The organism is Rhodococcus sp. NPDC055024 (genome assembly GCF_053608585.1).
Map to the genome: position 1 here is coordinate 184412 of NZ_JBSGVT010000003.1, position 18374 is coordinate 202785.

The following is an 18374-nucleotide window of genomic DNA, read 5'->3' on the forward strand; positions in this document are numbered from 1 at the left end:
ATGGATCCCGCGTGGGTCCGGACGAGGGGAAAACGTTGAAACTGCGAACCAAACGCGTGTTTACCGGATCGATGCTGACTGCCGCGGCGCTGACCGCCACACTGCTCTCCGGGTGGACTGCACAGGCAGATCCCGCGTATCCCGCACCGGACCCGGACCCGTTCTATTCGCAAGCAGCAGCCGAGGGGAGTGCCGGCACGCCGATCTCCGTACGGCGAGCCCCCGATCTGATGACTTTTCCGGGCGTCGCGATCTGGCAGGTCAGTTACCGGTCCACGAACTCCGAGAACAAGCCGATTGCCGCGGTCAGCACTATCCTGGTGCCGCCGAATCAAACGCAAAACGGCCCCCTGCTCTCCTATCAGCACATCGTCAACGCACTCGGAACGGGTTGTGCGCCGTCGCGAGCGCTCTACGCATCGGATCCCAACATCGTCATCCGTGAAGCACCCATCCTCAACGTCGCTCTGCAGCGCGGATGGACTATCGCGCTTCCCGACCATCTCGGACCCAACAGCGCATACGGCGCCGCAAGACTGGGCGGACAGATCACGCTCGACGGCATACGCGCCGTCCAGAAAGTCCCCGAATTGCGTAGCGGCGACAGCCCAGTCGGCATCGCTGGATACTCCGGTGGCGGTATGGCCACCGCGTGGGCAGCTGCACTGGCGCCGACCTACGCACCCGAGGTCAACCTCGTCGGTGTTGCCGAAGGCGGCGTTCCGATGAATCTGTCCAAGATGGCCAATGGACTCGGGCAAGATCCGCACCCGGCATTCGGTCTCGCCTTCGCCGCAGCGATGGGCCTCGAGCGGGAGTATCCCGACCTCTTGCCTCTCGGTAACCAACTCAACGACCTCGGTCGGTCGATGCGGTCCGAACTCACCAATGCCTGCACCAACGACATCCTGAGAGTCGGCGCCGGGCGCAGCGCTTCCCAGGTGTCGACGTCGACTTCCCTGTTGTCCAGTCCTGAAGTGCGAAAGGTGATGGACGACAACAGCGTCGAACTCTATCCAGGAGTACCGACCGCCCCCGTGTTCGAATGGCACACGCCCGACGACGTGCTGATTCCCATCGATTCGGTGGTCAACACCATTTCGAGGTACTGCGCCGCAGGAGCAACGATTCAATCCCAACTGTTCCCCAGCCCGGACCACCTCACCACCGCGGTCCTCGGTCTGCCCACCGCTTTCGAGTATCTGCAGGACAGATTCGACGGAATGCCCGCGCCACGGTCGTGCTGAAGATCTCCGGCGTGATGTATCGAGCAGGCGCGGCGCGTGGCCAACTCCGTGTGCCCGTGGCATCGTTGAGTGCATGAGCGACACGGATGACACCGGCGCGGCCGGCAATGGCGATTACAGTCTCGATCCCGACGACCAGCTTCAACCCGAAGACACTCTGATCGATCGAGGCGTCGACGACATTCTCGACGAGGGAATCTCACCACCGGAACGCCCACTGGGACTTGATGCCCACGGGTTGACCGGCAGCGAGGAATCAGCGGGGGAGACCCTCGACGAGCGCCTGGCCGAGGAAGAACCCGATCCGTACGCGTCGCTGGGTGATCCGCTGATTGATCCCGCCGATGCCGACGAATTCGAACGGGAAGAAGAGTTCCCGAACGGTGACGAAGTGGGTAACCGCCGCGTCGGGCGTCTCGTAGCCGACGACGAGGGCCGATACGAAGACGAGGAAAGCGAACTCATTGCCGGAGACGTCGGCATCGACGGCGGCGCATCGTCGGCGGAGGAAGCCGCGATGCACCTGATCGACGACTCAGAGGACTGAACGACCGTCTGACCGTTGGGGCTGTTGGGGCTGTTGTGGCTGTTGATCGGTGAGAACGATCGAATGGACGTGATTTCCGCCCATCCTCTTACTTTCGTACATCGCCGAATCGGCTAGGCGGTGTAGGTCGTGCAGGCCACTTTCTGCTGCCTGCGCGTCCGGCCAGCCGCCGTTGTGTACGGCTATGCCGATGCTTGTCGTCGAGAGTGGTTCGCCTGTAGGGGAGTTCATGACGGGGTGAATCCGTGCGAGCAAGTCGCCGACATAGGGCAACGGCATCATCTGAACGACGACGAACTCGTCACCGCCGATACGAGCTATCGCTGCGTCCGATCTGGCCCAGTCGTGGAGTCGATACGCGGTCCGCAGGATGACGCGGTCACCCACGTCGTGGCCATAGGTGTCGTTGAAGTGTTTGAAATTGTCGATGTCGATCACCACAACCAGCAAAGACTGATCGAGGCTGGATTTCGCTTGTAGGAGTTCGGAAGTCCGCCGCGCCAGTCCGCGCCGATTCAGCAGATCCGTCAATGGATCGAGTTCGGAGCTTTGTGCGTCGTTGCTCAGGAGCGCAAGAGCAATCTGTGTGACGACCGGTATGACAGTGATGACAGGGATGGCAAAGGCAATGCGTCCCAGTACGTCTGAGGCTGACGAAGGCGCGTCCGTGAAAACCCCGATGCTGGCGACAATGATAATCGTCCCGGACCACAGGAGGTGCCACAGTTGCGCTCGAAGGTTGTGAAAGAAGGCTACGTACGAGCCGACGAGCCCGAAGACGAGACATCCGAGTAATCGCTGATCCGGATTCGCCTCAGCCAGCACGATCACCGCAACAGCGAAGTCTCCGGTAACGACTAAGAAATACGACCTTTCACGGGTGGTCGCAATGACAGGCAGGGCAATTCCACCGATCATCACAAGCACTGCGACGACGACGTCCAACGGAAATCCGATGGTCTGTACCGAGTGGGTGCCCAGTCGCTTCAGCAGAATCGTGACACCCAGGAGGAAAACCAATACGCCGATGCCTATCCGAGTCGGCATCAGAATTCCGTTGTCGCGCAAGAATCGCGTGAATCGGTCAAACTGGTCTGGCACTGCGAGCCACCGGTGCACGACCTTGGGTGTGTCGCTCATCGCGGCCACTGACCATGAGAAGCGGCCGGTCGAATACAACACATGCGGCGATAGTAGTCCGTGGCAATGACAATGGAACTGCACTCGCGTCCAGCCTGTCGCCCTTAATACGTCACAGTGACGAATTAACAGGGGGTGGCTGGAAGTGGGCGAGCCGCGCTTATCAACATCAATCCAGATCAGGGGGCTTATTGGTCGATCTTGCTTGGTGAGTCACTAGGTAACTAGCGACTTGGCGTAGCCGCAGTCGCCGGCGAAGCCAGATGTCGATCGGTAGCAACTCGGCCGGCGACAGTCGAGTCACAATGACCAAGCCAGCCCACGACAGTCAGTGATCTCGGACGGAAATGTGTGAACAGTCGGCAGATGAAACCATCAGATCGACATGGGTAGGCGACGTCGAAGGCGAATGCAAGAAATTGCACGTAAGCCGGATATCGCCAGTTCGACAATTTGCCGATAATCTACATTATGTCAAGTAATGGATTTTCGAACGTCCCCCGTCAGCTCGTCCGCTAGCTTTACCCACATGGATTCTGTGGCGCTTGTCCTCGGCTCACCGCGTGGTCGTCGGTTCTGCGCGAATGTCGGGTACGCGTGCCAGCCCGATGCACGCTCATCCGGTAGACACTGGCCTCAATCGACCGAACATGCGCTCGAAGTGCTCGACGCTGTTGACGTCCGAGCAATCACCGAAATGTCGGAACTCGAGATTCTGCACTGTCTCGCGTATGCCGTGGATTTTGCACGCTATTGGGAGCCGCCCGACGAGGAAGACTTGATCTTCGTGCGCCCCGCGGTCATTGCGGCATTACACCCGATCGCCCGGACCCTTCTCGGCTCGCCACACTCTGCCTGGTGGACCGAGCCGATTGACCTCCTGAACCAGCATCTGGTTGAGAAGCGAAATCCCATCTACGGCTGGTCGGACTTACCCGTGCGGATTTACCGTACGGAAGACGGCCTTGAACAGTGGCGCGCTGAGGCGCTCGATACCGAACGTCAGTTTCTGGAGTATCAGAACGCAGATCCGGACCGCCATATCGGAGGCGAATGGTGGTCTATCCCTTTTGCCAACGGCACAACCGAAACAACCAGGGCCCGCGATGGTATCGGGGCACTCGGGGTGTTTCTCGAAGAAGACAGCTCCTCGAACGAGGCTCGGGTGCAGCCGGTAAGGACCTACGGTGCGCCCCGCATCTACGAGATCACCGGTCCGCAGGCCTGGGCAAATCTGGTCGACACCTATCCCCTGCCTGTGCCCGCTTCACGTCGCTCCGTGTGGTACGACACGACCGGTGAATTCCGCAACTGGTTCATCCCGGATTGGGTCTCGGTGGCCGACGACTACGACGCCGTCCACCTGACGATGATGGCGTACCTGACCACTCCAGGCATCGCGATCCCGTTGTCGGCCAACGCGGGGGCCACCGTGCTCGCCGGGTGGGATCCGGACGCCACCTTCTGGCTACGTAGCAACAACATCACCGTTGACGACGACCCGACGGGCTGACGTTCGGCTACACCGAGTTCAGCAGGTGCGGCCGCACTGCCAGCCACCGCGCGGTGTCCTCGATCCCCTGTTCCAGGGTGAATGTCGGAACCCACCGGAGTAGTCGCAACGCACGATCGTTCGACGCATAAGCGCCGGCAGTGTCACCGGTGCGTCGGTCGGCAACGACCACGTCGATATCTTCACCGAGCACATTCTCGAATGTGCGAACCAGCTCCCACACCGTGGTCCCCCGCCCACTGCCCAGATTGACGACAGTCATTCCCGATGAATCGGCGATGATCCGATCGAACCGTTGTAGTGCTCGAACATGAGCGTCTGCAAGGTCCCAGACATGAATGTAATCACGCACTCCGGACCCGTCGCGCGTCGGCCAATCCGTTCCGGTCACTGTGAAAGGTGTTCCTGTCGAATATGATTCGAAGAGCTTTCCGAGTGCGTGCGTCGGGCGTGCCGATGGTATTCCGCTTCGCAGTTCCGGATCTGCTCCGACCGGGTTGAAATAGCGGAGAGATATCGCCGACAAATCTGTTGCTGCCACGATGTCGTCGAGCATGGTTTCGAACTGAGCTTTGCTGTGCGCGTAGGGACTCTGCGGTTCGATCGGCGAGGATTCGTCGACACACCCGCCCTTGCCCGGCGCGTACACCGCGGCAGAGGAACTGAATACGAAGCGCCCACACCCGTTCCGAAGGACACTGGAAACCAGCGCCAGTGATTTGGAGACGTTGTTCTCGTAGTACCGCGCCGGGCTACTGACGGAATCTCCGACCACGATCAGGGCAGCACAATGAACTGTCGCACCGATATCGGGATGGTCGGTGAATATCTTGTCGAGTAGTTTCTCGTCCGCAATGTCGCCACAGTAGAACGGGAATCGATGGGCGAATTCGGCACGGCCTGTCAGCAGGTTGTCGAGGATCACGACATCGATCCCGGCGTCGACGCACTTCGACGCCACGGTGCTTCCGATGAATCCCGCTCCGCCTGTAATCAGGACTTTCATGCTGCTCCCCCGGCATCTTCGACAGCAGTCCTCGCACGACGGACGAAGTGAGACACGCGTGCGCGCGCCAAGTCCCATCCGCGTAGGTCCCGTCCGTCCCGGATCGAGAGCCGATCACGGTCGAGAAAGAGCGGCACCATGACCAGGTCGCGGTAGAGCGAGTGCAGACGTGGGCGATCGGCCAACCACAACGTCCATTGCCACCACCAACGCGCGGTGGTGGTGCTCACTCCGGTGCTCACGCCGAAGATCGATTCCACGGCGGCCCAGTGGACGTTCACCGCCCGACGGACGTCTCGTGGCAACTGGCGTCGGGCGAGCGTCACAGCGAGTGCGGGTTCGGAAGCGATCAGGTACCCCACGTCGAAAACGCTGTTCAATGACAAATCGGCTCGAATCAAGGCCCGATCGGCAAGCCGCGCGTGAGCGATGACGTGCAGCGTGACGTCGGCAATCGCAAGGCGGTGTCCATCCGCCTCCGGGCTGATTCTTCGGACGGCGGCCTCTCGGGTCAGTGCGTGACGGGCGAACCGCGGAAGCAGGTGCGAATGGATTTCGACGGAGCCATGACGGTCGTCGCGAAGTAGTGCCGGTTCCTGATGATCGTCGTGATCGATGGCGTCAGAGTCCACTTCGTCCGGGCGGACCATTCGATAGCCGAAATCGAGGATCGCTTCGTTGGCCGGAACGGCGTGTGCGGGGTCGACCACCAAGAGGTCGATGTCCGTCATCCGTCGTGCTGCCGGGTTCGGCCAGACATTTCGCTCGAGAAGGGCCGCACCCTTCAGCGCAACCGTCGGAAATCCGTTGCTGTGTAACAACTCTTGCAGTTCCACTCGCTGCGCGTCGAGGTCCGAGATCCGAATGGTGTTTCGGTGATGGACAAGGCTCAGCGTCAATTCCGGACTCGATGCGGTGGCCGAGGATTCCGACAGCATTTCCGCGAAGCTCGCAGGCAGGACCGATGCGAAGCCGGCCTCGACTGCTCGGGAGGCGAGCAGCGGCAACACCTTGTGCCTTGCAGCGGCGTCGATGACTCTGGGCCAATCCTGCTGTGAACACAAGCGGATGACATCGGCCCCACACTCGGGTTCCAACATGGAAATCAGATACCGGGTGTCACGCATGACGCCACCAGTTCCTCCACAGTGTCCGCGCCGGTGTCGCGGTGGTGCCGAATCAGTCTGTAGCACGGGGCATTCGAGAGTAAGGCAGCGATGTTTCTCAGGGTCAGTCCGTGATTGTCGGACCACAATGCGGATTGCTCGGCCAGCGACTGTATCGCCTGGGATACGGGCATCGGAGCGAGTCGAGTCGGACCCTCGTCCCACCCATCGAGGATCAGCACCAAGTCGATTCCGCGAACCGCCGAGTCGACGTTCGGTTCAGCAGGCAAGGTTGACGGGTCCAACGCCCACACCGGCGGGGCGTACGGAAGATACAGCGAATCGTGCGCTTTGATCTCCGGGAGGACGTCGAACGTACCGGCTTTGAGGTGAACCCGCCGCGGTAGGCCCACAGCGTCGGTACCACGAATGAAGACGCCTTCGTCAGCACGCAATTGTGCACCCCGCAGGGCAAGGGCGAGCGCCAAGGTTGTCTTGCCCGCCCCGGAATGCCCGGCGATCGCCACTCTCGTACCGTCGCAGTCGACCAGAGCGGCGTGCAAGCGTGTCCACTGTTGGGCCTGTGCGGCTGTCATGACATCCCGGTGCACCGTGCGATACACACTCTCCGCGAGATGTAGACCGTCCAGACCGACCAGCATTTCATTGCCCCCACCGATGGTCGATTCGATGGTGACGTCCCAGCGACCGAATGTCGCTCGATTCCGCTGAATCCGAACGTCGACGTTGTTGTCCGCAGGCCAGGGGCTGGCAATCCGATGCTCGACGACGCCGACCTCTGGTATGCCGAAACCGCGCACAATCGCGTCAACCCACAGATAGTGCGCCCGGAATTGCGGTACGTCGTTCCCGATCACGGAATTCTCACACCAGCAGACGCGAGGTGTTCAGCTGCCCGTACGTCTCGGTGACTACCGACTCCGCGTCGTGGTCAGGGATCTCGAGCACCTCTGCCACAGCCTGGACGATCTCGCCGACGGTCCGGCCGTCACACAGTTCCCACACCAACGTCGCGACTGGGTTGAGGTGATGGGCAACCTCGCTGGAACTGTCGTACAGCACAACCCCGTCGGTGAGATCGTTGCTCTCCACCGTCTGAGAGCGTTGCGGTCTCACATCTTCGAGTAGTTCGGTCAAGATGTCTCCTTGATTCAGCGAATCCGATTTTCGTTTTGGTGGTGGTCTCACAGCGCGAAGCGTCGTGAGTATTCGGATTCGATTGCGCCCGAACGAATCAGGCTGCGCGTGGAGGCGATGCCGGGTGCCACCGTCAGGCACGTGAGCGCTCCCCCGGCACTCGCATCCACCAGGTACTCGCCCAGAGTTCGGTAGTGACCCGCCCATTTTCCGAATGCTTCGGGATCTGACTCCGGATCCGCAATCTCGTCGAGAATTCGCTCGAAGGCGCGCGAATGGACGAGAACGGCGTGGACACCACGGTTCTCGGGGCTGGTGCGCAAGAGTGCCGAACCGACGAGCAGAGCTCCGTCCCTCGATTTCGGGTCGTGTCCTAGTTGGACGAGATCCCAATCGCGGTGATCGAGCTCTTCGCGTGCATGGTCCAGGATCGAGGCAGCCGCATCGAGCAAACTGACGTCGTCAGCAGTGATGAGGACCGAATCCCAGCCCTTCTCGGTCGCCCGAGAGACCGCGCGACGCCACGAGACGGCAAAGGCCGCTTCCTGATTCATCACGTCCTCGAAAGCTGAGACCCTCTCCACCGCGGCTACGCCCGGCAGGCGAATGAATCTATGCCAGGACGCCTTCCATCGGTCGATGTCGAGGTCGAGATTCACGACGACAACGCCGAGTTCCGAGTTCGAATCCTCGATATCCGAGTTATGTTCTCCCACTACCCGGGCGGGCGACAGTGGACGATCGAGCACAACGTCGACTGCGCCCCGCTCGAGCAGATACGCCGGCAGTGAAAAGCCGGTCGGCACGAGTCCGTCGATGTTACGAGAGAGTTCGTCACGCAAAGCTCGGTACGCCGCCGCACGAACAATCAGTGCAGCCCCGGTCAGGATTTCCCCGTGTGCGTGGATCACGGCCGTATCGGCGTCGGTGGGGAGGTCGTCGGTTATGTTCCGCAGTTTGTACGCGAGGGCGGGTTCGATCACGCGCTCCTCGTCCAGGAAAACCGCCGACTTCCAGCCCAGCAGAATTGCCTTGTCGATTCCGGCGAGCAACGCGGACGCCGTCCTCCACACATCAGGACCGTCCTCTCGAGATGGAATGGCACGGTGAACGGTCAGTTCGATCGACTCGGCCTCCGCCAGGCATGACCGCCACGGAGCGACTCGGCTGTCATCGCTGAGAACGATCACCCCACCGAAAACCAGTTCCGGTCGCTGGACGCTCAGTTCGGCACGGCGGCGAATCTCTGGATACGAATCACCGAGGTACTTGGAGAACTGACGATGGAGTGAGCCGAGGTCCCAACCGACTTCACTCCAACCGAGCAGGTAATTGTGAACACGATCTTCCCAATTTATTCGATACGGGACACCTGCCGGGCGCTCGAATCGATGGTGCCAACCGAATGCCGGAAGGCAGACGACCTTGCCGCCGTTGATTCGGAACTTCTCGTGGATGTACCCCTCTTCGCCTCCGAATCCGGTGAAATGCGAGTTCAATCCGGGCCACGCCTCGCGCCTGCAGGCAAATGAGCCGAGGCCCTGCATGACAATTTCGAAAGGCACGTCGGGGTGTTGCTTCGCGCGCGGATCAACACCCCAGGAGCCGAACATTCCGTTGCGCCACTTGGGGTCCATATGGGTCGCCGCGATATGCGAGGAATCCTGGGAGAGCATCGGTCCCTGGATCAAATCGTCGGTTTCCGGGTTCGCATCGAAATACGCCAGCAGGGCCGACAGCGATCCAGGTGCCAGGATCACGTGAGAATCGAGGACCAGGACGTACTTCCCGGTTGCCTTGCGGAACAGGACATCCCGCACTGCGGTGGATCGAACATCGGTAAACGGAATGTAGCGGAAACGATCGATGTATCCCGCAAACGACTCGAGCATAGGCGCCGGCAACCCCTCGGGGTTGTTGTCCAACAAGACGAACTCGACTCTGTCCAGAATCTCGCGATGATGGACCAGGATCGAGTGGATCGTGAAGTACGCCCCGTCGAAATCGTCGTAGGTCGCGATTGCGATAGTCAGATCAGCCGGTTCTCCGTGCGGCGGCGTCTCCCTCACCTGGACTGGGCCCGCGCTCTGAAGCTTCTTCAGAGCGCGGTGTAGCGCGACGTCGAACTCTGTCATCGTCGTGTGCTCACTCGGAACCAATTTCGTTGTGTCGGTTACGTGGGTTCCGTGGGGTTCGTCGGCAGAGTCGGGACGGTCGGAAGGGTCGGCTCGGTGCGAGTGGTCGGCACCGTTGGCACAGTCGGGACGGTCGGCTCTGTCGGCTCAGTCGGCCCAGTGGGCCCGGTGGGCTTTGCGGTCGTCGTTCCACCCGAACCTGAAGAGCTACCAGTTGATCCCGAACTCCCGGTACTACCAGAACTACCCGAGGACCCCGAACTTCCCGACGATCCTGAACTTCCCGACGATCCGGGGTTGCCCGGCTCGTTTCCGCCCGGCTGGTTCCCTCCCGGAGTATTGCCTCCGGGTTGGTTCCCGCCCGGTTGTTCACCGCCTGGTTGATTCGGATTCTGCTGGCCACGACTAGGCGCTCCGGAAAGATTCGGCGTGTCACCGGCTGCGAAGGCCGGCGCCGCACCACCGAGGCTGATCGACGTCACGACCGGCACAGTTACCGCCGAGGCCGCTAGAACTGTCTTGACGAACTTGCGCCGATCAACCGGAACATTCTGAAAAGCGTCGCCGCCCATAGCGTTTCTCCCATGCGTCCGAGACGAGGTCGTCCTCACCCGATGTCGGGGCAAACGCTAGCATCCAACTGGCAACTTTACAGACTGAACGCGCCGGAATTTGGGCTTTTTGCGAATTTGAGACCGGATCGTGCCGACAATTCGGGCCGAAGTACGGCGAATTCCTCCTGTTCAGGGGACACGTTTGTCGTGGTCGACAACCGTCAACCGACCGGCATCTCCCACGGCGCCACCGGAAGCGTGTTTCCGGTCTCGAGATAGGACTTCAGGTTCGACAGCACCGCCGACCATCCGCCCGCTACCTCCATGCGAGCCGATTCGTCCGCTAAATCGGTGTGCTTGACGGTCAGGCGCACGATCGCGCCGAAGGCTTCGATGTCGAAACTCACCCGCGAGATGTCGACGCCTGGTTCACCGTTCGGATCGGCCCAGGTGGTAACCAACCTCGACGGCGGGTTGCTCTCGACCACGGTGCCGACTACATCCGCGATGTTCGAGCCATCGATCCGGCGATGCTCCCACGTCGATCCCGGCTGCCAATCGGAGACGTTGCTGTGTCCCCAATACTCTGCAGTGGCCTGTGCATCCGTGAGTGCTTTCCAGACGTTCTCGGCTGTGCTGGCGATGTAGGTGACATACACAAAGCTGGGCTTGTCGGTCATGGCTTCCTCCGCGAGTTTTTTGACGGCACTGAGCGCGTTCAGGCGCGGTACCTCGAACTTTTTGATCCATCGCTCTCGAATTTCCTCGAGCGCAACGGGATTGAGATAATGAAGCTTGGATCTCCCCTGCCGAACCGTGCTGATCAGATTTGCATCCTCGAGCGCTGTGAGGTGTTGCGTGACAGCTTGTCGACTCATGTCCAGGCTGTCGCACAGGTCGCCGAGCGACTGACCGTTGGCTATGAACAAGCGATCCAGAAGAAGCCTCCGTGTCGGATCGGCAAGAGCTTTGAACACTGCATTCATCCGGTCGTCCACAACTTCACAATATGCAAGCATTTACTTGCATGTCAATGGTTGGGCGTGCCGGGTTTCGAAAGTGGGGATCGATGAGGTGTGATGTCACTAGGTGAATGTGATCTGAATCCCGGATCGCAGCAGACGAGAGGTTGGGCACATGGACTGGGCAGCAATTGGAGTAGGTGTCGGGTACGCGTCGGTGGCCCTGTCGATACTGGTTTTCGTCGGCGGGTGCATCGCACTGTTCATCTTGTCGGTCCGCCAGTAGCCGACACCTCGACAAAGTGGTGATCACCCCCGGTTCGGCGAAGCCGATCGCATCGGGAGTGATCACCTCCGAGGCCGCTTGATCGATTCGGACCCTGCTGCGTTCGACGGCCTGCTCGCAGAGAAGCTCGGCCGCGGTGGGACTACCGTAGGACTGTCGCCTAGAACTCGAGGAGTACGGAATGAGCATCCAGTCGGTTGAACCGCACCGCCACCGCGTAGTGGTGATCGGTTCCGGCTTCGGAGGATTGTTCGGCACTCAGGCTCTCAAAAAAGCCGATGCCGACATCACGATGATCGCGCGTACAACCCACCATCTGTTTCAGCCGCTCCTCTATCAGGTTGCCACCGGCATCCTCTCGGTCGGGGACATCGCTCCCGCTACGAGGCTCGTGCTGCGTAAGCAGAAGAACGCCCAGGTACTGCTCGGTGAAGTCGAGACGATCGATCTCGAGAACCGGACTGTGACCTCGCGCCTGCTCGAACGCGTCACGGTAACGCCATTCGACAGTCTGATCGTGGCAGCAGGTGCCGGTCAGTCGTACTTCGGTAACGATCAGTTCGCAGAGTTCGCCCCGGGCATGAAAACAATCGACGATGCCCTCGAACTGCGTGGACGTATCCTCGGCGCGTTCGAACAAGCTGAGCTGTCGGACGATCCTGCCGAGCGCGCGCGCTTGCTGACCTTCGTCGTGGTCGGCGCCGGCCCCACCGGCGTGGAGTTGGCCGGACAGATCGCCGAGCTTTCCCGCCGAACGCTCGACGGCGCTTTCCGCAAGATCGATCCGCGTGAGGCACGTGTTGTGCTCCTGGACGGCGCGCCTGCAGTCCTGCCCGTGTACGGCGGCAAGCTCAGCCGTAAGGCAGCCGAGACCCTCGAGAAGCTCGGCGTAGAGATCCAGCTCGACGCGATGGTCACCGACGTCGACAACGACGGTCTGATCATCAAGGAGAAGGACGGCACGCTTCGACGTATCGAGTCGCAGTGCAAGGTGTGGTCTGCCGGGGTTCAGGCGAGCCCTCTCGGCAAGCAGCTCGCAGAGCAGAGCGGCGGAGAAACCGACCGCGCCGGCCGCGTGATGGTCAATCCTGACCTGTCGCTTCCCGGACACCCCAATGTCTTTGTCATCGGCGACATGATGTCGCTCGACAAGCTTCCCGGTTTGGCTCAGGTCGCCATGCAGGGCGGCAAGTACGCGGCCAAGCAGATCAAGGCGGAACTGAATGGTCAGTCCCCCTCGGCGCGAATTCCGTTCAAGTACTTCGACAAGGGCAGCATGGCAACGATCTCGCGCTTCAGCGCGGTAGCCAAGGTGGGCAAGCTCGAGATCAGTGGCTTCATCGGATGGGTTGCCTGGCTGGCAATTCACCTTCTGTACTTGGTCGGGTTCCGTTCGCGCGCCTCGACGCTCTTGTCATGGGCTGTGACGTTCTTCGGGCGTGGCCGTGCTCAGATGGCGTCCACCGAGCAGCAGGTCTTCGCGCGAAACGCGATGGGCGAATTGGAGAAGAAGAACAAGGAAGCGACCGAGTCCGGCAGTGCTTCCAACGGCGAGTCGAAGAAGGCGGCAGGCAAGCAACAGAAGGCTGCCGGCTGATCAGTACCTGAGTGAACGGCGAAGGGTGGCAGTGGAGTTCAACTCCACTGCCACCCTTTCCCGTGTTCTCAGTTTCCGATCTTCGCCACCTCGGTGATGTTCGCGAGGCGAACCTGTCCCTTGGAGACGAGTCTGTCGTTCTCGTCGGTGATGCGAACCTCCCAGAGCTGCTGAGTGCGTCCGCGATGAATCGGGGTGGCTTCTGCGGTGAGTGTGCCTTCCCTCGTTGCACGCAGGAAGTCGGTGTTGTTGTTGACGCCGACCACGTGACCTCGCTCGCCCAGCCACACGGTGCCACCGACGCTGGCGAGAGACTCCACCACCGAGCAGTACACGCCTCCGTGCTGAATCCCTGCGGGCTGGTGCAGCGTGGGCTTGACCGTCCATTGCGCCCGCACACGATCTGGGCTCAGTTCGGTGTATTCCAGGCCGATGATGGCGTCGAAGCCCGTTCCGAGCCGTTTCATCATCTCTGCGGTCTCAGCAGTGTCGACCATGCCATCTCCATCTGTGATTCTCCGGCGCCGGTGTGGCTGCCACTCCCTACTTGATTACACGAGAGGTAACTCGAGCTGGGAATCAGGTCTGGAAAAAGAACCGGGGGTTTTCACATCAATCGATGTGAAACCCGCCGCGGGAAGGACCGGGAGTCTCTGCAGCCCTCAGGACTCCGGCGCGGTCCGGCAGTTTCGTCACTCTCGCGGTGTGCAACTCTCCGCGAGGTGTTCCACAATCATAGGCAAGGCTGACCTAATTTAGCAAGCCCTTCATCGAACTGGTTCCAGCGAGGGCGCAGCGAGACCTTGCGGCGCGCGCGAACCGGCAACCCGGCTGCGACAAAGGCGTCGAGCAGGCCCTGTCCACGGCGCTGCGCTACCGATTCGCCTTCACCAGCCAGGATGGGGACATAAGCAGCTGCACCCAGGATCGACTCCCCCACCAGTCCCCAGAATCTGAACTGGTCAACGGGCGCACACCTGGCCACGGCGTCGTAGATGGCGCGCAGCGACGTCAGGCAACGGTGCGCAGTCCAGATGAGGAGCGCCTCTTCACACGGCATGTCGACGACGCCGTCACTTCCGGACTCTCGCCCGTTGGGTGCCACACGAAGCGTTTCGTCGACTACGCCTGCCCAATCGATTCCGCCGTCGCTGTCCATGTGGATGAACAGGTTTTCGAGCCCCGGGTCCCAGGCGGACCCCTCGGAGACGATGGAGGCGGCAACTCTGCCGACCACGGCATGAATGAGCGACGTCGCAACCTGTATCGCGGCAGCTTCAGCACTGTCGAGATCTTGAAGTGAACGGGCGAACATCTGTTGCACCCGATCCCCACACAAGCCTTCACTGAGCTGCCACCAGCGTCGTTTGCCTTCGCCCGCCATGGCGGCAACCGCATAGACACGCGGGTAGTCAGGGTTGAGTGCTCGTAGGCGAACGCTGGTGCGGCTCAATGCGTTCGACCGGAGTTCGAATTCACGAACATCCGCATGCTGGGTGGTCAAGGTGATTGTCACCGTGCACTCCAATCGGCCGAAGTTGTCTTGTGGTTCTTAATGTAGGTTAGCCTCACCATAATTCAAGAGTAAAGAACTGTGACGCTGGGCACCGCATATTCACAGGAACTTGCCCCGCGGGGAGCACACCCACATAGGGTTCCGTAACCTAAGATGCGAATTCCCTGCGCACAAAGACCAGGAGCTCGAACCGCCAGTGACGATGATCAAACCTCTCGGGAACGGACATCCCCGAGGACCCAGCGAGACGTACGGACGGCGCATAGTGCCGCGCGGCCCGGCTCCTGTCCGAATGCGTGTTCTAGCTGGCATTTTCGACGCGGGGGTGTTCCTGCTTCCGTTGCTCGTCGGCTGGTACATCGTTCAGTCGCTTCGAGACGAGAACGGTGGCGGCGAAGCCGACCGCGCCGTATTCGGTGGGACGGCAATAGCCATTGCCGTCGGTCTCCTTGTGTGGAACCTCGGATTCCGCGAAGGTGCCACGGGCCGGACCTCGGGAAAGGGATGGGTAGGCCTGGTCACGCGAGACGCGAAGACAAAGCAGCCCATCGGTGTTCGCCGGGCTCTGCGCAGGCCGTTCGATCGAACCGGTATCGAGGTGGTGCGTGAAAGCACGGCGCGCGAAGAAGGGTTCGAGGAACTCGCGCGCGACAACAGCGTCGGGGCAACTCGTCGACGCCGGCTGATCGGTCTCGCGGTGCTCACGGTACTTCTCGCGCTCGTCATGCTCGCGAGCATCGCGGTGGGCGCTCGGCCGCTGACGTTTGCCGAGATCTTCCACGCCATCTTCAGTTCGGACGGCACCCAGACGGACATCATCGTGCGAACGTTGCGTGCGCCTCGGACCATCCTGGGGCTTGTTGTCGGCATCGCACTCGGTATCGCCGGCGCCCTGATTCAGGGACACACGCGTAACCCGTTGGCAGATGCCGGTCTGCTCGGCCTCAACGCCGGCGCGGCGTTCTTCGTAGTCATGGCGATCTATCTCTTCGGCTTCACCGCACCGAGTCAGTATCTCTGGTTCGCGTTTGCAGGATCGTTTGTCGCCAGCATCGTCGTCTTCGGCTTGTCCTCCATCGGAAACGGCGGCGCAAGTCCTCTGAGTTTGGCTCTGGCGGGCGCAGCCGTCGCGTTCTTCCTGCAAGCCATGACCAATGCCGTGATCATCCTCGACCAGACCAGCCTGGACGCCTACCGTTTCTGGGTGGTCGGGTCGGTGTCCGGTCGAGGGTTCGACGTTCTCTGGCAGGTCCTCCCCTTCCTGATACTCGGTTTGGTCATCGCCCTGGCAAGTACGCCTGGTCTCAATGTCCTCAGCCTGGGTGAAGACGTCGCAAAAGCATTGGGAACGAACATCGCGTTCAGTCGCACACTCGGCATCATCGCGATCACCCTGCTGACCGGCGCCGCGACTGCAGCGTGTGGACCTATCGCGTTCATCGGATTGGTGGTCCCCCACGTGGCCCGGGCCATCACCGGACCCGACTACCGCTGGCTGGTCCCGTACGCGGGCTTGCTCGGTGCGGTCATGCTGATCACCGCGGACATCATCGGTCGCGTGGTCGTGCGCCCCGGCGAGTTGCAGGTCGGAATCATCCTGGCCCTCTTCGGCGCCCCGTTCTTCATCGCTCTCGTACGCCGCAGGAAGTTGGCAAGTCTGTGACGCTCAAGCAAGAACTCCGGGTACTGCCCCGGACCGTCCCCTCCCGTAAGTCGATTCGTGTCGGTGGATTCTCGCTGGTCTACCGTCCACTCGCGGTGTCGGTGAGCATTGCACTCGCGGTCGCACTCTTCGTTCTGCTCTGCATCAACATCGGACGCGGCGACTATCCGATCTCGATCCCCGATGTCATTTCCGTCCTGCTCGGTAATGGAAGCAAGACACAGAACCTGATCGTCTTCGACCTCCGACTTCCTCGCTCGCTCACCGCACTCTTCATCGGTATGGCACTCGGCATTGCCGGTGCGGTCACCCAGACGATTGCTCGCAACGCCCTCGCCAGCCCCGACATCCTCGGAATCACGGCGGGATCGAGCGCTGCCGCAGTTGCTCTCATCGTGCTCGGCGGCGGCGGGTCGTTCGTGGGACTGCTTGCCACACTGGGGATTCCGTTGGCGGCCCTCTGTGGCGGACTGCTGACAGCAGTGGTGATCTACGCCTTGGCATGGCGTAAAGGCGTCGAGGGGTTCCGCCTCATCCTGATCGGCATCGGCATCAACGCCATGCTCGTGGCAGCGACGGGATGGCTCCTCATCTCGGCGGACATCAACGATGCTTCCCGAGCACAGGTGTGGCTCAACGGTTCGCTCAACGGTGCCACCTGGAATCAGATGTGGCCGGTAGCCATCGCTGTCGCGCTGGTCGGTGGCTACGCGGTGATCGCCTCGTTCACCATGGGAGCGTTGCGGTTGGGCGACGACAACGCCACCTCACTCGGTGTTCGCTTGCAATCGTCGCAGGCCAAGCTGTTGCTCTCCGCCGTGGCGCTGGCTGCCATCGCAACCGCTGCAGCAGGTCCGGTCGGCTTTGTCGCCCTGGCTGCGCCTCAGGTCGCCATGCGTCTGGTGCGCTCTGCCGGCCCGCCCATCGTGGCTTCCGCGCTGACCGGTGCTGTACTGGTGGTCGGCAGCGACGTCATCGCTCGAACAATTCTGCCTGTGGAACTCCCCGTCGGAATCGTGACTTCCGCACTGGGTGGTCCGTTCTTGCTCTACCTGTTGGTTCGTAACAATCGGAAGGTCACAGCATGACCACCATCGCCCAGTCCACCGATGCTCCTTCGCGTCTCGTCGCGCAGAATCTGACGCTCGGGTACGGGGATCGCATCATCGTCGACGGGCTTGATCTCGAGATCCCCACCGGCGTGATCACGACGGTCATCGGACCCAACGGTTGCGGCAAGTCGACACTTCTCCGCGCGCTGGGCCGTCTACTCAAGCCCAAGGGTGGATCGGTCATTCTCGACGGCAAGGCGATCAGTTCGATGAAGACCAAGGAAGTCGCGCGGGTCCTCGGCATGCTCCCCCAGACGCCGGTAGCGCCTGAAGGGCTCACCGTCGCCGATCTGGTCTCACGTGGACGCCACCCGCATCAGTCGTGGATTCGGCAGTGGTCTGCGGACGACGAGGGCGAGGTCGCCGAAGCACTCGAGCTGACCGGAGTCTCGGACCTTGCGGATCGGCCGGTCGATCAATTGTCCGGCGGCCAGCGTCAGCGGGCCTGGATCTCGATGGCTCTCGCCCAGGGAACCGACATCCTGCTCCTCGACGAGCCGACCACGTACCTCGACCTTGCGCACTCGATGGAAGTCCTCGACCTGGTGGATCAACTCCACGAGGAAATGGGGCGCACCGTGGTGATGGTTCTGCACGACCTCAATCTCGCAGTCCGGTACAGCGATCATCTGATCGTGATGCGAGACGGCGCCGTCGTCGCTTCGGGCGTCCCCAAGGACATCATTTCCGCGGAACTTCTGCTCGAGGTGTTCGGTCTCGAAGCTGCAGTCATCGACGATCCGGTCTCGGATCGTCCCCTGATCGTCCCGATCGGCACCCGACACGTCTTCGGCGCTGTCGGCGGGCCGGCCAAGCCCGCCTGAAGATCGCG

The 18374-nt window shown here is 61.3% G+C and carries 17 protein-coding genes; 8 read left to right on the forward strand and 9 right to left on the reverse strand.

Annotation, left to right across the window (positions count from 1 at the left end):
- The first annotated feature begins 71 nt into the window (after nt 1-71).
- A complete protein-coding gene (locus ACWF6P_RS09645) occupies nt 72-1247 on the forward strand; it encodes a lipase family protein (protein WP_452621006.1) in 1176 nt (391 codons plus the stop codon).
- A gap of 73 nt (nt 1248-1320) precedes the next feature.
- Nucleotides 1321-1794 carry a DUF5709 domain-containing protein gene (locus ACWF6P_RS09650; protein WP_452620878.1) on the forward strand — a complete coding sequence of 158 codons (474 nt, stop codon included), beginning with the start codon at nt 1321-1323 and terminating at the stop codon, nt 1792-1794.
- Here the strand turns inward: ACWF6P_RS09650 and ACWF6P_RS09655 are convergent.
- Entirely contained in the window at nt 1783-2841 is a 1059-nt protein-coding gene (locus ACWF6P_RS09655; protein ID WP_452620879.1) for a diguanylate cyclase domain-containing protein, read from the reverse strand. The genes ACWF6P_RS09650 and ACWF6P_RS09655 overlap by 12 nt on opposite strands.
- Before the next feature lie 622 nt (nt 2842-3463).
- On the opposite strand from ACWF6P_RS09655, the gene ACWF6P_RS09660 reads away from it, so the two are divergent.
- Nucleotides 3464-4447, forward strand: a complete 984-nt coding sequence (locus tag ACWF6P_RS09660) for a hypothetical protein (RefSeq protein ID WP_452620880.1) — start codon at nt 3464-3466, stop codon at nt 4445-4447.
- 7 nt (nt 4448-4454) lie between these two features.
- Here the strand turns inward: ACWF6P_RS09660 and galE are convergent, their stop codons facing one another.
- From galE to ACWF6P_RS09685, 5 genes are read right to left on the reverse strand one after another with little or no spacing between them, the layout of a single operon-like run.
- On the reverse strand, nt 4455-5453 hold the full coding sequence (galE, locus tag ACWF6P_RS09665) for a UDP-glucose 4-epimerase GalE (RefSeq protein ID WP_452620881.1): 999 nt from the start codon (nt 5451-5453) through the stop codon (nt 4455-4457).
- Nucleotides 5450-6580 (reverse strand): nucleotidyltransferase family protein, encoded by a 1131-nt coding sequence (locus ACWF6P_RS09670; protein ID WP_452620882.1) that lies wholly within the window; start codon nt 6578-6580, stop codon nt 5450-5452. Before ACWF6P_RS09670 ends, galE begins: the two co-directional genes overlap by 4 nt.
- Entirely contained in the window at nt 6559-7437 is an 879-nt protein-coding gene (locus ACWF6P_RS09675) for a hypothetical protein (RefSeq protein WP_452620883.1), read from the reverse strand. The genes ACWF6P_RS09670 and ACWF6P_RS09675 overlap by 22 nt, the downstream gene beginning before the upstream one ends.
- A 7-nt stretch (nt 7438-7444) precedes the next feature.
- Nucleotides 7445-7717 carry a PqqD family protein gene (locus ACWF6P_RS09680; protein ID WP_378630130.1) on the reverse strand — a complete coding sequence of 91 codons (273 nt, stop codon included), beginning with the start codon at nt 7715-7717 and terminating at the stop codon, nt 7445-7447.
- 47 nt (nt 7718-7764) lie between these two features.
- Entirely contained in the window at nt 7765-9852 is a 2088-nt protein-coding gene (locus ACWF6P_RS09685; protein ID WP_452620884.1) for a glycosyltransferase, read from the reverse strand.
- Nucleotides 9853-9954: 102 nt separating this feature from the next.
- Between ACWF6P_RS09685 and ACWF6P_RS09690 the strand changes: the two genes are divergently transcribed.
- Nucleotides 9955-10236: a hypothetical protein gene (locus ACWF6P_RS09690; RefSeq protein WP_378533025.1), complete on the forward strand. Its 282-nt coding sequence runs from the start codon at nt 9955-9957 to the stop codon at nt 10234-10236.
- A 391-nt stretch (nt 10237-10627) separates the two neighbouring features.
- Here the strand turns inward: ACWF6P_RS09690 and ACWF6P_RS09695 are convergent, their stop codons facing one another.
- Nucleotides 10628-11425, reverse strand: a complete 798-nt coding sequence (locus ACWF6P_RS09695; RefSeq protein ID WP_452620885.1) for an ArsR/SmtB family transcription factor — start codon at nt 11423-11425, stop codon at nt 10628-10630.
- Between the two features lie 410 nt (nt 11426-11835).
- Here ACWF6P_RS09695 and ACWF6P_RS09700 point away from each other — a divergent pair, with 410 nt between their 5' ends.
- Nucleotides 11836-13251, forward strand: a complete 1416-nt coding sequence (locus tag ACWF6P_RS09700) for an NAD(P)/FAD-dependent oxidoreductase (protein WP_452620886.1) — start codon at nt 11836-11838, stop codon at nt 13249-13251.
- Nucleotides 13252-13319: 68 nt separating this feature from the next.
- Here the strand turns inward: ACWF6P_RS09700 and ACWF6P_RS09705 are convergent, their stop codons facing one another.
- Both ACWF6P_RS09705 and ACWF6P_RS09710 read right to left on the reverse strand, forming a co-directional pair.
- A complete protein-coding gene (locus ACWF6P_RS09705; protein ID WP_452620887.1) occupies nt 13320-13748 on the reverse strand; it encodes a PaaI family thioesterase in 429 nt (142 codons plus the stop codon).
- Between the two features lie 236 nt (nt 13749-13984).
- The gene (locus ACWF6P_RS09710) at nt 13985-14767 is read right to left on the reverse strand and encodes a hypothetical protein (RefSeq protein ID WP_378533031.1); all 783 of its coding nucleotides are present in this window, start codon (nt 14765-14767) and stop codon (nt 13985-13987) included.
- A gap of 202 nt (nt 14768-14969) precedes the next feature.
- Between ACWF6P_RS09710 and ACWF6P_RS09715 the strand changes: the two genes are divergently transcribed.
- The 3 genes from ACWF6P_RS09715 to ACWF6P_RS09725 are packed head-to-tail and all read left to right on the forward strand — an operon-like array spanning nt 14970 to nt 18366.
- The gene (locus tag ACWF6P_RS09715; RefSeq protein WP_230815749.1) at nt 14970-16430 is read left to right on the forward strand and encodes a FecCD family ABC transporter permease; all 1461 of its coding nucleotides are present in this window, start codon (nt 14970-14972) and stop codon (nt 16428-16430) included.
- Nucleotides 16427-17518, forward strand: a complete 1092-nt coding sequence (locus ACWF6P_RS09720) for a FecCD family ABC transporter permease (RefSeq protein ID WP_452620888.1) — start codon at nt 16427-16429, stop codon at nt 17516-17518. Before ACWF6P_RS09715 ends, ACWF6P_RS09720 begins: the two co-directional genes overlap by 4 nt.
- A complete protein-coding gene (locus ACWF6P_RS09725; protein WP_020907760.1) occupies nt 17515-18366 on the forward strand; it encodes an ABC transporter ATP-binding protein in 852 nt (283 codons plus the stop codon). Before ACWF6P_RS09720 ends, ACWF6P_RS09725 begins: the two co-directional genes overlap by 4 nt.
- The last annotated feature ends 8 nt before the right edge of the window (nt 18367-18374 follow it).

Excerpts from the sequence above, each read along its gene's own strand:
- ACWF6P_RS09645 (WP_452621006.1), top strand. The coding sequence starts at position 72 with ATGCTGACTGCCGCGGCGCTGACCGCCACACTGCTCTCCGGGTGGACT.
- ACWF6P_RS09650 (WP_452620878.1), top strand. The coding sequence starts at position 1,321 with ATGAGCGACACGGATGACACCGGCGCGGCCGGCAATGGCGATTACAGT.
- ACWF6P_RS09655 (WP_452620879.1), bottom strand. The coding sequence starts at position 2,841 with ATGCCGACTCGGATAGGCATCGGCGTATTGGTTTTCCTCCTGGGTGTC.
- ACWF6P_RS09660 (WP_452620880.1), top strand. The coding sequence starts at position 3,464 with ATGGATTCTGTGGCGCTTGTCCTCGGCTCACCGCGTGGTCGTCGGTTC.
- galE (WP_452620881.1), bottom strand. The coding sequence starts at position 5,453 with ATGAAAGTCCTGATTACAGGCGGAGCGGGATTCATCGGAAGCACCGTG.
- ACWF6P_RS09670 (WP_452620882.1), bottom strand. The coding sequence starts at position 6,580 with ATGCGTGACACCCGGTATCTGATTTCCATGTTGGAACCCGAGTGTGGG.
- ACWF6P_RS09685 (WP_452620884.1), bottom strand. The coding sequence starts at position 9,852 with ATGACAGAGTTCGACGTCGCGCTACACCGCGCTCTGAAGAAGCTTCAG.
- ACWF6P_RS09695 (WP_452620885.1), bottom strand. The coding sequence starts at position 11,425 with ATGCTTGCATATTGTGAAGTTGTGGACGACCGGATGAATGCAGTGTTC.
- ACWF6P_RS09700 (WP_452620886.1), top strand. The coding sequence starts at position 11,836 with ATGAGCATCCAGTCGGTTGAACCGCACCGCCACCGCGTAGTGGTGATC.
- ACWF6P_RS09705 (WP_452620887.1), bottom strand. The coding sequence starts at position 13,748 with ATGGTCGACACTGCTGAGACCGCAGAGATGATGAAACGGCTCGGAACG.
- ACWF6P_RS09715 (WP_230815749.1), top strand. The coding sequence starts at position 14,970 with ATGATCAAACCTCTCGGGAACGGACATCCCCGAGGACCCAGCGAGACG.
- ACWF6P_RS09725 (WP_020907760.1), top strand. The coding sequence starts at position 17,515 with ATGACCACCATCGCCCAGTCCACCGATGCTCCTTCGCGTCTCGTCGCG.